Below are 15,586 nucleotides of genomic sequence, written 5' to 3'. Positions count from 1 at the left end.
TCTAAACACTCGCGACACGACAAAGCGCGAAGTCACACCACACTGGCATAATCCGGAACACGACCTCAGCCCCAGCGCACGCGCGCGAGACCCAAGCGACGACGGGCGCGCCGAACGATCGGGAAGTCAATGGCACAACCCCCTTACGACCCGTACGGCGGTTACGGGCATTCCGACCCGTACGCGCAGCAGTCGTACCAGCAGCCCGCCGCCGCCCCGGTTCAGCACCACTACTACGGCGCTCCCACCCGGCCCAACAACGGAATGGCCACCGCTTCGCTGGTCCTGGGGATCATCGGCATCTTCGCCTGCGGCCTCACCTCCATCCTGGCGATCATCTTCGGTCATGTCGCGCACAGCCAGATCAAGCGCACCGGTGAAGGCGGAGCCGGCATGGCCACCGCCGGCCTGGTGATGGGCTACATACTCACGGTCGGATGGCTGCTCTACTGGGTGGTCATCTTCGGTATCTACGGGGTCGCCCTCTGGGGCGCCAGCCAGAGCGGCACCACTTACTGAGGTCATCCGAGTTTAGGGACACCGGCCACCTCCACGCCGATGCTCGACAGCAGCACGGTCATTGGGGTGCCGGTGTCCCGCCAGTACTCCACCGCGTCGGCGAAGATGTCGAGCGCCGTACGGAATGCGCGCTGGTCCGCCTCGGCGAGCTCGTCCCACGCCTCGTACAGGACCAGGTGGCCGCCGTCCGCGGGGGCCCACGAGAGATCCCTCAGGCAGTCCGCCAGCGCGTCCCAGTTGCGGCCCGCCCACTCGGGTAGATCGAACGCCTCGCGGCACAGCCCCAGGAAGGACCGCTTGTCCCGGGCCCGGCGACCGTTCAGGTAGAAGACCTTCCAGCCGGCCTCCCGCGCCCGTTCCGGCCAGGAGGCCGCCGCGAGTCCCGCGCTGGGCATCGCCGGGGCACGCCACTGGTAGACGGCCGGTTTCAGCCGGCCCTCGATCAACTCGGTCAGCGCTCGGTTCTCGTCCACGTCATCCCCCGGGATCTTCTCCTCCGGTACGGGTCGTTCCCCGTCGGCGGGGTCATGTGCCCGCCGCGCGGACGAACATTCGGGAACCACTCTGCCCATCCCCGGCGCGTCCCACTCATCCGGCCGCCTCCCCGGCGGGCTTCCCGTCCCGCTTCCCGTCCCGCTCCCCGGCGTGCCGCCGGTGTCCGGTGAGCGGTCCTCGCGAGATCCGCTCGACCGGCTGGAGAATCCGACTTGAGTCTCCAGCGGCTGGAGACCGGAAGGTGGGCGGCATGGACGGCGACATCCTCTACACGATCGGGGACCTGGCCAGGCGCACCGGCCTGTCGGTCCGGACGATCCGGTTCTACTCCGACGCGGGGGTGGTGCCGCCGACCGACCGCACCGACGCCGGCTACCGGCTGTACGACCTGACCGCGATGGCGCGCCTCGAACTCGTCCGGACGCTGCGCGAGCTGGGGGTCGACCTGACGACCGTCCAGCGCGTGCTCGAACGCGAGCTCACGGTCGCCGAGGTCGCCGCGACGCACGCCGAGGCGCTGGACCGGCAGATCCAGACTCTGCGGCTGCGCCGGGCGGTCATGCGCGCGGTGGCCAAGCGTGGTTCCAGTCCCGAGGAGATGGAGCTCATGCACAAACTCGCCAAGCTCTCCGACGAGGAGCGCAAACAGATCATCACCGACTTCCTCGACGAGGTCTACGAGGGGGTCGACGCCGACCCGGAGTTCGCCGCCAAGCTGCGCTCGGGCATGCCGGAGCTGCCCGACGACCCCTCGCCCGAGCAGGTCGACGCCTGGGTGGAGCTGGCCGAGCTGGTCCAGGACGCCGGGTTCAAGGCCCGGATCCGGCAGATGCTCGAATACCAGGCGACCCACCCGGTCAAGCCGAGCAACGCCATGATCGACCTGGTCGAGGTCACCAGTACGCGGGTGCGGGCCGCGCAGGCCGAGGGGATCGCCCCCGAGGACCCGGAGGCCCGGCCGGTCGTCGACGCGCTGGCCGCGGCCTTCGCCGCCGCGTACGGCGAGACCGACGACGCGGACTTCCGGACCGTCCTGCTGGAGCGGATGGAGATCGGCAACGACCGCCGCGCGGAGCGCTACTGGCAGCTGCTCGCGACGATCAACGGGTGGGACACCAAGCCCCCCACGCTGACGCCCTACTTCGAGTGGTTCATCGCGGCGCTGCGCGCGCACTCCTAGACAGGCGCCTGGGCACGCGTCTCGGACAGGCGCGGCGGGGCGGTCGCCGCGGCGACCGCCCGGTCGCGTCTCCCGCGGCGCAGGACTCCCAGCGAGACCACGTCCGCGGCCCCGTCGAGGCAGCCCCCGGCCGGGTCGTCCACCCCGCCGGTCCGGACGACGTCACCGGAGGGGCGCAGGATGTCCCAGACGACGAGGAACGCCAGCAGCGCGACCGTCAGGAACCGGGCCAGCAGGGCCATGAAGTAGACGCCCTGCTCGATGCCGTTCTCCGGAAGCTCGAAGCTCGTCAGGGCCGAGACCAGACCCGGCAGGTCGGCGCCCTCCCTGCCCTCCGGGCCGACCGTCACCGACAGCAGGAACCACCAGATCCCGAAGAAGTAGGCGATCTCCCCGAGCTGCCACAGGACGAACGCCGGCAGCTTGGGCCTGGCCAGGACGACCAGGGGGAGCAGCCACAGCACGTACTGCGGTGACCACACCTTGTTGGGCAGCATGAACGCGACCAGCACCAGGAACAGCAGCTGCGGCAGCCGGGGACGGCGCGGCGCGGCCAGGGCGAGCACGGCGATGCCCAGGGCGAGGACGAGGAACGTGCCCGTGCCGAAGAGGTTGAGCTTCTCGGTGTCGTCCAGGCCGGCCACGCCGTGGTCCTGGAGGAAGAAGAAGACCGAACCCCAGTCGATGCCCCGTTCCTGGCTGAACCGGTAGAACTCGATCCAGCCGTCCCAGGCGAAGAGCATGACGGGGAGGTTCACCGCGAGCCACGCACCCGCCGTACCGGCCAGGAGCCGTCCCATGGCCCGCCACTGCCCCGCCCGTACGCACAGCAGCACCAGCGGGCCGAGGAAGAGCAGCGGGTAGAACTTGGCCGCGATCGCCAGGCCCAGCAGTACCCCGGCCCACCCGGGACGGCGCGAGGCCCAGGCGGCGACCGCGAGGGCGGAGAGCCCCACCGCGAGCAGGTCCCAGTTGATGTACGCGGTGAGGATCAGCGCCGGGGACAGGGCGACCATCAGGCCCGCCCGCAGCGAACGCCCGCCGGCCACGTACGCGGTGGCCAGGACCGTCACGACCGCGAGGAGCCCCAGCACCAGCGCGGTGATGTTGAAGAACGCCATGCCCCGGGCGTCCTCCCCGAACGGCCGCACCAGCACGTTCACCACGTGCATCAGGGCGCCGCTCAGCACCGGGTACTCCACGTACCGGATGTCGGTGCCGGAGAACGAGTCGAAGTAGGGGACCTTGCCGTCGTTCAGTCCCCGCACGAAGAAGAGCGGGTAGATGTCGGTGTAGCAGGCCCGGGTCGTCGTCTTGACGAAGTCGAACGAGGCCGAGGCGCACGGTTGCTTCTGCAGCCAGGCGAGGACGGCCGTCAGGGCGGTGAGTCCCGAGAGCACGGGCACCATCCGCGCCAGGCGCCCGTGGTCCCCTTCGGCGCCGGTCTCGGCGTCGTCGCGGGAATCGGTCTGTACTCCGGACATCGGTGGCCCATCGGCATCGGGGGACGGCGACATGGCAGCAGACTATTGGTCGCGCGCAAACTCGCCGGTGAACGCCTCACCGAGGCTGGTCGGGCCGGCCGCCCGGAACGCACTGGGTGGCGCCCGGATTGCGATCGCACCACCACGCCGGCGGCGGGTCGCTCGGCGGGAGGCTCGGGTCGCAGCCGATCGGCATGCCGAAGCGGTTGCACGGTGTGGTCCCCGGCGGCACCGTCGGCAGGCTCGGCCTGGTCGGCAGCCCGGGGATGCAGGGCCGCTCGCCGGGACGCGGCATGCCCGGCTCGCACGTGGGCGTGGGGGTGGGCGTCGGTGTCGGCGTCGGAGTCGGCTCCGGCTTCGGCACCGACCAGGGCGCGGTGGAGCCGACGTTGCCGGGCGGGCCGAACTGCGCGATCTCCTTGCCGTCCAGGGCCTTGGTCATGAACCGCTGGAAGAGCGTCGCGGGCACCGTGCCACCGTAGATCTGGTTGTAGCCGCCGATGCCCTGCAGGGACTTGAGGCCGCCGTCCTTGTCCTGCCGCCACATCGCGACCGACGTGGCGAGCTGCGGCGTGTATCCGACGAACCAGGCGGACCGGTTCTTGTCCGTGGTGCCGGTCTTGCCGGCGACCGGGCGGACACCGAGGCTCGCGCCGGTACCGGTGCCCGAGCGGACGACCGCCCGCATGGCCACCGTCGCGTCGCGGGCGACCTCCGGGGAGAACACCTCCTCGGCCTCGTACGGCACCTTCTTGACGCTCTTGCCCTGCCGCGTCCGGACGGGACCGTCGTGCCGGTCGCTGATCTGGCTGATCACGTGCACGGGGATGTGCTCGCCCTCGGCGGCGAACGTGGAGTAGACCGAGGCCATGTCGACCGGAGTGGTGGAGATGATGCCGAGCGGGAGGCTGGTGAAACCGGAGTCCAGATCCGGAGTCGCGGCCGGGATCCCCATCTTCTTGGCCATCTCCGCCACGTTCTCCAGCCCGACCTTCTGGCCGAGCTCCACGTAGGCGGTGTTGATCGACATCTCGGTCATCTGGGTCAGGCTGTAGACGCCGTCCTCGCTGCGCGCGTCGTTGGTGAACGTGTCGCCGTTGATGGTCCTGCTGTAGGAGCCGTCCATCAGGGTCTGCAGGCTGATGCCCTGGTCCAGGGCGGTGGCGAGCACGATCGGCTTGAACGACGAGCCCGGCTGCACCTTGCCGTCGAAGGAGTCGTCGAACTGCTGCTTGCTGTAGCCGGGGCCGCCGTAGGCCGCCACGACCCCGCCGGTCTTCGGGTCCACCGCCGCAAGGCCGAAGTGGACGTCGCTGCCCAGGTCCTTCTCCCGCTTGATCTGCTTGATCGCCTTGGCGGTGTAGTCCTGGAGTTCCTTGTCGAACGTGGTGACGATGCGCAGGCCGCCCTGCTCCAGCATCGACGGGGTGACGCCGAGGCGGGTCAGCTCCTTGAGCACCCGCTCCTTCAGGTAGCCGGCCTGGGAGGAGTCGGGGACGTCGCTCCACGTCCGCTTGGTCTTGGGGAACTTCTGCGCGGCGCGGTCGCCCTGGGACAGCCAGCCCTCCTTGACCATGCCGTCCAGGACGTAGTTCCAGCGGCTGATGAGGGCCCTCTTGGCGGGCTGGGTGTCCGGGCCGGTGGTGACGAAGTAGCCGGGACGCTGGATGAGCGCGGCCAGCATCGCCGCCTCGCTCACGGTGAGCTTCCCGACGTCCTTGTGGAAGTAGGCCCGGGACGCGGCCTGGATGCCGTACGCCTGGCGGCCGAAGCTCACCGTGTTGAGGTAGAGCCCGAGGATCTCGTCCTTCTTGCGCTCGCGGTCGAGCCGGACCGAGATCAGGATCTCCTTGAGCTTGCGGCTGACCGTGCGTTCCTGGCTGAGGCCCTGGTAGTAGTTCCGGGCCAGCTGCTGGGTGATCGTCGAGCCGCCCTGCACGTCGCCGCCGGTGGCGGTCTTGAACAGCGCGCGGGCGACACCGGTCGGCGAGACCCCGTGCCCGTTCTCGAAGTTACGGTCCTCGGCGGCCAGCACGGCGTGCCGGACCGCCATCGGGATCCGCTTGATCGGGACGCTCTCGCGGTGCATCCCGATCCGGGCGATCGGGGTCTTGCCGTCCCGGTAGTAGATGACCGATTCCTGGGCGATGGCCGCCGCCTGCGCCTCGCTCGGGATGGGGGTGTTGGCGTACGCGACGGCGACGAGGGTGCCGCCGCCGAGGGTCAGCAGGGCCAGGATCGCCGTCACGGTCTTCCACGACGGCAGGAGGCGTCTTCGGCCGGTCTTGGGCGCGCGCCGCCGGCCGCCCCCTCCCGAGCCTCCCCGTCCGCCACCGGAGCCCCCCGGTCCGCGACCGGGCGGAGGGGGCGGCGGGGCACCAGGAGGCGCGCCGAAGGAAGGGGAGTGCTGGGGAGGATGCGGCGTAGGGGGAGGCGGGTACAGCGGGGGAGGTGCCTGCCCGGGGGAGGCGTTGCCCGGGAAGGCGTCGCCGGGGTTGCGCCGATCGCCGGACGGGCCGCCCGGTGCCCCTGCGGGCGGGCTGCTCGGGCCCGCCCACGCTCCGCTCTGCGTGCGGCTCTCACGCCTCGCACGCATACCGGAACCGCCGGTGCCGCCACCGGTGCCGGCACCGCTCTCGCCTGGGCCGTCCTCGTAGCCCCACCCGTACCTGCCTGGGTTACTCACGCGCACCCTCACCCCCTGGAGTTCCGGCTGTGCGTCGTCCGAGGGTAACCCGCAGGTCGGGGCCAGGTGTGCCACCGGGTCCGTTCTGGAAGGGATCTCAGGGGTGATCAGTGCCGGTTCCTAGGGGTTTCCTGGGACCTGTTCGTCATCGAAAACGGCGGCCGGCCCCACCCCTGCGGGTGAGGCCGGCCGCCGTTCTCACGCCGTACCCCCGGAACGGTCACCGGCGTGCTCGCCGCCGGTGCCGCGCCCGGTCTAGTCCTTCAGCCTGACGATCGACTGCTGCTGCGGGAAGGGCGGATCATCAGGGCCACCCGGGCCACCCGGCTCCTCCTCGTCGTTGCGGCAGATCTCCTCCTGCTTGTGCCTCTGGCACCACCAGCCGTCGTCCGGCGGGTTCTCCTCCGGCGGCTTGTTGGGATCGCAGGTGGGATTGGTCATCGGCGTCTGGCAGGGAGGCAGCTCGGTGCTGGGCGGAGGCGACGAGGGCTGGTCCTCGCAGCGCGGGTCCCGGGGACGCCCGTTCCCGTGCCCGTTGCCGTTGCCGTTCCCGTTGTCGCACTGAGGCTCTTCGTCCTCGGGCCGCTCGGTCTTCTTGGGCTTGGGCGCCTGCGCCCACTGCTGCGTGTTCCCGCCCCAGGCCGGGCCCTCGAACTGATCGGGAGAGGTGCCCTTGGTGGCCTCGGTCATGTAGGCCTTCCAGATCCTGGCGGTGATGCCACCACCGTAGACCTCCGCCTGCCCGTCCAGGGACAGCGTCTTCTTCTTGTCGTTGAACAGCGTCACCGAGGTGGCGATCTTCGGGACGTAGCCGACGAACCAGGTGGCGACGTTCTTCTCGGTGGTACCGGTCTTGCCCGCGACCTGGCGGTCGGGCAGCTTGGCCGCCTCCGCCGTGCCGCCCGGCTCGACGACCTGCTGCAGGGCGTAGTTGACGTCACGGGTCACCGTGGTGGGGAAGACGTTCTCCGCCTTCTTCCACTCCAGCTTCTTGTAGTCCTGCTCGCTGTCCTTGGCCCGGACCTTCTTCACCACGTGCGGCTGGTAGTAGGTGCCGCCGTTGGCGAAGACCGAGTAGCCCGCGGCCTGCTCGATCGGCCGGATGTCGTTGATGCCCAGCGCCAGACCGGCCTGCTCCTTGTACGGGCCCACCAGATCGGGGGACACGCCCATCTTCTCGGCGTTCTCGACGACGTTCGAGACGCCGACCTTGAGCGCGAGCTGCACGTAGCCGGTGTTGGACGACTCCTTGGTGGCCTTCACCAGGTCGATGGCGCCCGGGGCGTTGTGGCTGTTGCGGATGGGCTTCAGCGCTCCCGGCGTGCCGTTGGGCACGACCTTCCCGGTGCCGTCGAGGGAGACTCCCGAACGTCCCTCGACCGTGCTCTTGAGGCTGTAGCCCTTCTGCAGCGCGGTGGCCAGGACGTACGGCTTCATCGCCGACCCGGCCTGGGCCGAGCCCTTCCACACGTTGTCGAAGGACTGCTTCAGGAAGTCGGGCCCGCCGTAGATGGCGTCGACCTCGCCGTTGGTCGTGTTGACCGAGGCCAGTCCCAGGCGGATGTTCTGCTTGAGCAGCTTGGCCGGGTCGCCCGGGACGACGCTGTGCACCGCCTTCTTGGCGGCGATCATCTTGTCGTAGTCGAACGTGGTCGTGACGCGGAGCCCCTGGTTGAGCAGCTGCTCCTCGGAGATGCCCTGGTCGCGGCTCAGCTCCAGGATGGCGCGCTTGATCATGTAGCCGCGCTGGCCGCCGTAGGTCTCGACCCCCCCGTTCGCGGTCTTGGGGAGGGTGTTGAAGTACTTGGCGTGGTCCGCCTCGCTGATGTTGCCGGTCTTGCGCATCCCGTTGAGCACGTACTGGTAGCGCGCCTGGGTCTGCTTGACCAGATCGGGGTCGTCGCTGGCGGGGTCGAACTTGCCCGGCTGCTGGATGATCGCGCCCAGCAGCGCGCCCTCGCTCACGTTCAGCTTGCTGACGTCCTTGCCGAAGAACGCCTTCGACGCGGCCTGGATGCCATAGGCGTTGCGGCCGAAGTAGATGGTGTTGAGGTACTGCTCGAGGATCTTCTGCTTGCTGCCCAGCTTGTCCTCGAGCTTGAGCGAGATGAAGAGCTCCTTGAACTTGCGGCTCATCGTCTGCTCGTCGCTCAGGTAGTAGTTCTTGGCGAGCTGCTGGGTGATGGTCGAGCCGCCCTGGGTGGAGCCGCCGCTGACGTTCACCCACACCGCGCGGGACAGGCCCTTGGGGGAGAAGCCGCTGTCGGTCCAGAAACTGCGGTTCTCGGCCGCGATCACGGCTTCCTGGACGTGCTTGGGCACCTTGTCGAGGGTGACCATCTCGCGGTTCTTGCCCAGCCGGCCGATCTCTCTCTTGCCGTCCGCGTAATAGAAGATGGCGGCCGTCTTGGTGACGTCGGAGTTGCCTGGCTTCGCCGGCACCGGCGTCTGCGCGTACGCGACACCGATGAGGGCGAGGAAGCCCAGGAAGCCCAGGGCGGCCACGCCGGTGACGATCTTCCAGTTCGGGACGTAGCGGCGCCATCCGGTGCGCTTGCCGGAACCCGAGCCCGAGCCGGAACCCGAACCGGCCCGGCGACGCCGGCCGCCGCCCCTGCGCTCGTCGTCGCCCGCGCCGTCCCAGAAGCCCTGGGGGCCTCCGGGGCCGCCCGGACCGCCCGGTCCACCCGGGCCTCCCGGTCCGCGGCCACCGCCGCGAGGACCGCCTGGGCCTCCGGGGCCGCCGGGGCCGCGCCGGCCTCCGCCCCCACCGGGGGCACCACCGCGCGGGCCGCCTGGAACACCTCCGCGGGGGCCGCCCGGGGCTCCGCCTCGCGGACCGCCGGGACGGCCGGGGCCGTTCGGCACGCCCGCCCCTCTTCCACGGTGGGACGGGGGGCGGCCTGGCATGGCCGAGCCGGTGGGGGCACCCGGCTGGCTCTGGGCACCGGGCCGGCCGGGGCGGGGGATGTTCTGCCCGCCCGGCCGCGGCGACCTCGGTTGTGGTCGGGGCTGGCTTGGATTACTCACGCTGCCTCTTCAACGGGGGTACGGCTGATGCGTCGTCCGAAGAGTACTGTGCAGGCGGTGAGCGGGAGACCGCCATGCAAGGCCGAAACCTTTCCTCGGGCCAATGGGACCCCGCGGGCTGCGAGGCCGCCTCGACGTTACCCGCGCTGGCTGCGGGGCTCGTCACCGTGGCCGAGAACGTACGACACCGTCAGGTGGTTCCAAGCGCAACCTTGGCACACTTCGACCACAAAGACCCTGAATTCTCCGTATTCACGCGCCATATCCGCAAGTTCAGCGGTGACCTTGACACGTCCGGCGTAACGCCCCAGCTCATCGCCATAGACATAGGTCACATGCGTCAGCCGGTGCTTACCGCAGACCGGGCATCGCCGCTGGGTCGGCTCACCGTGGTATTTGGCGGCGCGCAGCAGGTAGGGGTGGGCGTCGCAGGCGTCGTCGCGGGACAGATGGCCCGACCGCAGCCCGGCCAGGACCGCCCGTTTCGCCAAGCAGTAGTCGACGACCAGCCTCGGCCCCATGTTCGCAGGGTAGGCCCGGGAACCTCGCGAGAAAAGATCGCGCAGGCATACGGAAGGTGACCGTTCCCCCACGTCCGGTCCGAGGGACGGCCCGAGGGGCTTGCCAGGATCCGCGGCGATACGTATCTTTGCGATGTATCGAGCCGATACATTGACTCGATACATCGCGGCGACACATCGCCGCGACACATCGGAAACACGAACGGGCCGGATACCGGTCCGGCGGATCGCGGGGCCCCCGGCCCCGCGGAAGTGGGGCGGCATGGGAGGCAGGAAGGGTGCGGGAGTGCTCGAACTCGCCGTCCTCGGCCTGCTCCACGAGTCCCCGATGCACGGGTACGAGCTGCGCAAGCGGCTCAACGCCCTGCTCGGCATGTTCCGCGCCTTCTCCTACGGCTCCCTCTACCCGTGCCTCAAGCAGCTCCTCGCCAAGGGGCTCATCGTCGAGGACCGGCCCGAGGAGCCGAACGTGGCGCTGGCCCTGCAGAGCCGCCGCTCAAAGATCGTCTACAAGCTCACCGCCGACGGGAAGGAGCGGCTCCAGCAGCTGCTCACCGAGGCCGGACCGGCGGCGTGGGAGGACGAGGGGTTCGGCGTCCACTTCGCCTTCTTCTCGCACACCCGCGCCGACGTGCGGCTGCGGATCCTCGAAGGCCGGCGCAGCCGGCTGGAGGAACGGCTGGAGAGCGTGCGGGCGGCGCTGGCGCGCACCCGCGAACGGGTCGACAGCTACACCCTGGAACTGCAGAACCACGGGCTGGAGTCCGTGGAACGCGAGGTCCGGTGGCTCAACGAGCTGATCGGGCGGGAGCGGGCCGAGCAGGAACGGGAACGGGCCGGGCAGGAACGGGCCGGACGGGAGCGGGCCGGGCACACCGGCCGCACCGGGCGGTCCGAGCACGCCGGACCGGAGCAGGAAGAGGCCGGGGCCGGCACGACCGGCACGGCCGATATGACCGCTGAACAGACTCGGGACACACCTCGGGACGACGGCCGCTGACCAGGGCCGCCGCCGAGGGCGGTGAAGAACACCACACGTTCCGCAACACACAAGAAGGAGCAGCCGGATGGGTTCGGTGCGCGTCGCCATCGTCGGTGTGGGCAACTGCGCCGCTTCGCTCGTCCAGGGCGTCGAGTACTACAAGGACGCCGACCCGGAGACGCGCGTCCCCGGGCTGATGCACGTCCAGTTCGGCGACTACCACGTCGGTGACGTGGAGTTCGTCGCGGCGTTCGACGTGGACGCGAAGAAGGTCGGCATGGACCTGTCCGAGGCCATCGTCGCCAGCGAGAACAACACCATCAAGATCTGCGACGTCCCGCCGACCGGCGTGACCGTCCAGCGCGGCCACACCTTCGACGGCCTGGGCGAGTTCTACCGCCAGATGGTCGAGGAGTCGGGCGCCGAGCCGGTGGACGTGGTGCGCGCGCTCAAGGACGCCCAGGTGGACGTGCTGGTGTCCTACCTCCCCGTGGGCTCGGAGGAGGCCGACCGGTTCTACGCCCAGTGCGCCCTGGACGCGGGCGTGGCCTTCGTCAACGCGCTGCCGGTGTTCATCGCCTCCGACCCCGAGTGGGCCCGGAAGTTCACCGAGGCCGGCGTGCCGATCGTCGGTGACGACATCAAGTCCCAGGTCGGCGCGACCATCACCCACCGGGTCATGGCCAAGCTGTTCGAGGACCGCGGGGTCGAGCTGCTGCGCACCTACCAGCTCAACTTCGGCGGCAACATGGACTTCATGAACATGCTGGAGCGCAAGCGCCTCCAGTCCAAGAAGATCTCCAAGACGCAGTCGGTCACCTCCCAGATCCCGCACGAGATGGCCAAGGCCGACGTGCACATCGGCCCGTCCGACCACGTGCCGTGGCTGGACGACCGCAAGTGGGCCTACGTCCGCCTGGAGGGCAAGTCCTTCGGCGACACCCCGCTCAACCTGGAGTACAAGCTGGAGGTCTGGGACTCGCCCAACTCCGCCGGCGTCATCATCGACGCGGTCCGGGCGGCGAAGATCGCCAAGGACCGCGGCATCGGCGGGCCGATCCTGTCGGCCAGCTCCTACTTCATGAAGTCGCCGCCCGAGCAGTACAACGACGACGAGGCCCGGGAGGCCGTGGAGAGGTTCATCCGCGGCGAGGTCGAGCGCTGAGACGCTGATCACATCGGGCCGTGAGGGCGCCCCGGCGGTGGACACCACCGCCGGGGCGTCTTTACATCTCTAGGGAAAATGCCGATGTAGACGTGGTTGTCACTCTCTGGCTCTACTCTGGCACCGCGGGTAATGGTGCGTGAGGTGCGGAGTCCGAGTGGAGGATGCATGGCAGGCGAGACGTTCAGGGTGACGGCCGGGCTCGCCGGGCTCGCGCTCGGCCTCACCGCGTGCGGCGGCGGGAAGCAGCCGGCCGGGATCCCCACCGGACCGCCCCGGGAGGGCGGCACGCTCCGGATCATCGGGTCGTCCGACGTCGAGCACCTCGACACCGCCAGCGGCAACAGCGTCGGCGCCTACGGGCTCACCCGGACCTTCGCCCGCCCCCTCTTCGGGACCAAGGCGTCCAACGACTTCGACGAGACCGTCCCCCTCCAGCCGGACATGGCGGCGGAGATCCCCACCCGAGAGAACGGCGGTGTCAGCAAGGACGGCCGCACGTACACGGTGCGGCTGCGCGAGGGCGTCCGGTGGAACACCCGGCCGCCCCGCCCGGTCACCGCCGGCGACTTCATCCGCGGGTTCAAGCGGCTGTGCAACCCCGCCGCCCCCTCCAGCGGCAAGGGCTACTACATCTCCACGATCAAGGGGATGGACGACTACTGCGACGGGTTCGGCGAGGTCGACGCCAAGAGCGCCGAGGCCATCGCCGCCTACCAGAACGAGCACGACATCGAGGGGCTCACGGCCGAGGACGACCACACCCTGGTCTTCCGGCTGGACCGCCCGGCCAGCGACTTCCTCAACCTGCTCGCCCTGCAGTTCACGGCCGCCGCGCCCCAGGAGTACGACCGGTACGTGCCCGACAGCGCCGAGTTCCGGCGCAACACCGTCTCCGACGGGCCGTACCAGATCACCGAGTACCGGCCCAGCGGCTCCTACGTGCTGAGCCGCAACCCCGTCTGGCGGCGCGACACCGACCCGCTGCGCGGCCGGTACGTCGACCGGATCCAGATCACCCTCGGCCAGGACTCGCCCCAGGTCGTCCAGCAGCAGCTGGAGGCGGGCACGGCGGACCTGGCCTGGGACCACCCGGTGCCGACGTCGGCGATCCCGCGGCTGCGCCGCGCCCGCGACCCGCGCTTCGCGATCCGGGACACGCCCAGCAACAGCCCGTACGTGGTCTTCAACACGCGCAGCCCGAGTAACGGGGGCGCGCTGGGCGAGGTGCGGGTGCGGCGGGCCCTCCAGTACGCCGTCGACCGCACCGCCCTCATCAAGATCGTCGGCGGTCCCGAGGTGGCCGAGCCGCTGCACACCGTCATCCCGCCGGGCAACTCCGGTTACGCCCCGGCCAACCCCTACCCGACCGCGGGCGAGGCCGGCGACCCGGCCCGCTGCCGCCGGCTGCTCGCCGAGGCCGGCCACCCGGACGGCCTGGAGCTGAACTTCCCGTACCGCACCAACAGCGTCCACAAGCTCATCGCCGAGTCCCTCGCCGCCAACCTGAAGGACTGCGGCGTCAGCACCCGGCTGACCCCCGACGCGGGCGGCACCTTCTACGGCAAGACGATCTCGTCTCCGGACAAGGCCGCCCAGGGCGCCTGGGACATCGCCGCCCCGGGCTGGACGCCCGACTGGTACGGCAACAACGGCCGCTCGATCATCCAGCCGCTCTTCGACGGCCGCACCTACGGGCCCGGCTCCACCAACTACGGCGGCTATGACGACTTCCAGGTCAACGGGCTGATCGACGCCGCCCTCACCGCGCCCGACCCGTCCCGTGCCGCGGGTTACTGGCAGATGGCGGACAAGAAGATCATGGAGGACGCGGCGATCGTCCCGCTGCTGAACCGCAGCCATCCGATCTTCCATTCCTCCCGGGTGGGCGGCGCCCTCTTCCTCCCCACCACCGCCGGCTATGACTACACCCGGATCTGGCTGGCCGGCGGCTGAGCCCGGCCGGCCGGCGGCTGAGCCCGAGGATGCGCCTCCCCCCGCCCGATGTATGCGACGTATGGGAGATTCGCGGAACGGTGCCGGTTCCCTGGACGAATAGGCTGATCGGGTGAGGGCGAGCGAACTGCGGGAGATCCTGCGCGGCCGGGACTTCCGCCGCCTGTACGCGACCCGGCTGACCTCGCAGCTCACCGACGGTGTCTTCCAGGTGGCGCTCGCGGGATACGTCTTCTTCTCGCCGGAACGGCAGACCTCGGCGGGCAAGGCCGCGGCGGCGTTCGCGATCACGCTGCTGCCCTATTCGGCGCTGGGCCCGTTCGCCGGTGTCTTCATCGACCGGTGGCGGCGGCGGCAGATCCTGGTGTGGACGCCGATCCTGCGCGCCGCGCTGATCGTCCTGGTCGCCGCCCTCGTCGCGGCCGGTCAGGACGGCGCGGTGTTCTTCACCGTCGTGCTGGTGGTGCTCGGCGCGAACCGGTTCTTCCTGGCGGCGCTGTCGGCCGGGCTGCCGCACGTGGTGCGCCGGGAGCACCTGGTGACGGCCAACGCGTTCGCCGTCACCTCGGGCACGATCATCGCGTTCGGCGGCGCCGGCGTGGGATACCTGCTGCGGCGGCTGTTCGGCGCGGGGCAGGGCGGGACGGCGCTGATCCTGCTCGTCACGGTCGGGCTGTTCACGCTCGCCGGGCTGACCGCGACACGGCTGCCGCGCCGCGTCCTGGGCCCCCATCTGGACGAGGCCCCGTTCTCCCCGCTGGAGCGGGCCCCCGATGAGGACGGCGCCCTCCGGACGCGCCACGCCACGTCTCAGCCCCCCGGCAAGGACGCCGGTAAGGGCGGCGGAGTGGACGGCGGGGACGGAGACGCCGGCGGCGACGGCAGGGAGGGGACGCCGCGTACGCGCGAGGCCCTGGGCACGGTCCTGTACGGCCTGGCCGACGGCGCCCGCCACATCGTCCACAACCGCCAGGCCGCCTTGGGGCTGGCCGCGATGGCGTTCCACCGGTTCCTGTACGGCGTCGTCCTCATCATGACGCTGCTGCTGTGCCGCAACCACTTCACCACCGAAGCCGACCGGGGCCTGACCATCTTCGCGCTGATGCTGGGCGTCTCCGGCGCGGGCTACTTCGCCGCCGCGCTGATCACCCCCGTGGTCGTCCGGCGGATCACCAAGCAGGCGTGGATCACGGTGCTGCTGGGCGCCGCCGCGGTGTCGCTGCTGCTCCTCGGGACGCCGTTCGCCCAGACGGCGTGGGCGGCCGGGGCGTTCGCCCTGGGGGTGGTGTCCCAGGGCGTGAAGCTGTGCGTCGACACGATCCTCCAGGAGTCGATCGAGGACGCCTACCGGGGCCGGGTGTTCGCCGTCTACGACATGCTCTTCAACGCCACGTTCGCCGCCGCGGCGGCCGTGGCCGCCGCCTGGCTCCCCCTCGACGGCGTCTCCTACGCCACCCTGGTCGCCGTGGTCGGCGCGTACGGGATCGGCGCGGTGCTCTACTGGAGCTCGGCCTCACGCCCGTTCCGGACGGCCCCGGTCGGCTGACCCGCCTGACCCGGCCGCCCCT

The 15,586-nt window shown here is 70.4% G+C and carries 10 protein-coding genes and 1 pseudogene; 6 read left to right on the top strand and 5 right to left on the bottom strand.

Annotation, left to right across the window (positions count from 1 at the left end):
- The first annotated feature begins 129 nt into the window (after window positions 1-129).
- Window positions 130-519 (top strand): DUF4190 domain-containing protein, encoded by a 390-nt coding sequence (locus IW256_RS32045; protein ID WP_197014503.1) that lies wholly within the window; start codon window positions 130-132, stop codon window positions 517-519.
- Window positions 520-521: 2 nt separating this feature from the next.
- On the opposite strand, the gene IW256_RS32040 is transcribed toward IW256_RS32045, so the two are convergent.
- Window positions 522-992: a barstar family protein gene (locus tag IW256_RS32040; protein ID WP_197014502.1), complete on the bottom strand. Its 471-nt coding sequence runs from the start codon at window positions 990-992 to the stop codon at window positions 522-524.
- 272 nt (window positions 993-1,264) lie between these two features.
- Between IW256_RS32040 and IW256_RS32035 the strand changes: the two genes are divergently transcribed.
- Window positions 1,265-2,194: a helix-turn-helix domain-containing protein gene (locus tag IW256_RS32035; protein ID WP_197014501.1), complete on the top strand. Its 930-nt coding sequence runs from the start codon at window positions 1,265-1,267 to the stop codon at window positions 2,192-2,194.
- Here IW256_RS32035 and IW256_RS32030 read toward each other — a convergent pair.
- The 4 genes from IW256_RS32030 to IW256_RS32015 form a co-directional block, all read right to left on the bottom strand.
- A complete protein-coding gene (locus IW256_RS32030; RefSeq protein WP_197014500.1) occupies window positions 2,191-3,678 on the bottom strand; it encodes a glycosyltransferase family 87 protein in 1,488 nt (495 codons plus the stop codon). The genes IW256_RS32035 and IW256_RS32030 overlap by 4 nt on opposite strands.
- Before the next feature lie 76 nt (window positions 3,679-3,754).
- Window positions 3,755-5,926 (bottom strand): transglycosylase domain-containing protein, encoded by a 2,172-nt coding sequence (locus IW256_RS32025; protein WP_307829251.1) that lies wholly within the window; start codon window positions 5,924-5,926, stop codon window positions 3,755-3,757.
- 693 nt (window positions 5,927-6,619) lie between these two features.
- On the bottom strand, window positions 6,620-8,869 hold the full coding sequence (locus IW256_RS32020) for a transglycosylase domain-containing protein (protein ID WP_197014498.1): 2,250 nt from the start codon (window positions 8,867-8,869) through the stop codon (window positions 6,620-6,622).
- A 662-nt stretch (window positions 8,870-9,531) separates the two neighbouring features.
- Window positions 9,532-9,915: a DUF5318 family protein gene (locus IW256_RS32015; protein ID WP_197014497.1), complete on the bottom strand. Its 384-nt coding sequence runs from the start codon at window positions 9,913-9,915 to the stop codon at window positions 9,532-9,534.
- Window positions 9,916-10,177: 262 nt separating this feature from the next.
- On the opposite strand from IW256_RS32015, the pseudogene IW256_RS32010 reads away from it, so the two are divergent.
- From IW256_RS32010 to IW256_RS31995, 4 genes and pseudogenes are all read left to right on the top strand, one after another.
- A pseudogene (locus IW256_RS32010) lies at window positions 10,178-10,756 on the top strand (PadR family transcriptional regulator); the annotation flags it as partial.
- 226 nt (window positions 10,757-10,982) lie between these two features.
- Entirely contained in the window at window positions 10,983-12,062 is a 1,080-nt protein-coding gene (locus IW256_RS32005; RefSeq protein WP_197014496.1) for an inositol-3-phosphate synthase, read from the top strand.
- A gap of 168 nt (window positions 12,063-12,230) precedes the next feature.
- A complete protein-coding gene (locus IW256_RS32000) occupies window positions 12,231-14,018 on the top strand; it encodes an ABC transporter substrate-binding protein (protein WP_197014495.1) in 1,788 nt (595 codons plus the stop codon).
- Between the two features lie 112 nt (window positions 14,019-14,130).
- Complete coding sequence (locus tag IW256_RS31995) at window positions 14,131-15,564, top strand: MFS transporter (RefSeq protein WP_197014494.1); 1,434 nt, start codon at window positions 14,131-14,133, stop codon at window positions 15,562-15,564.
- Window positions 15,565-15,586 lie beyond the last annotated feature (22 nt).

The organism is Actinomadura viridis (genome assembly GCF_015751755.1).
In the GTDB taxonomy this organism is placed as follows: Bacteria; Actinomycetota; Actinomycetes; order Streptosporangiales; family Streptosporangiaceae; genus Spirillospora; species Spirillospora viridis.
This window is presented reverse-complemented; position numbering and strand designations above follow the sequence as displayed.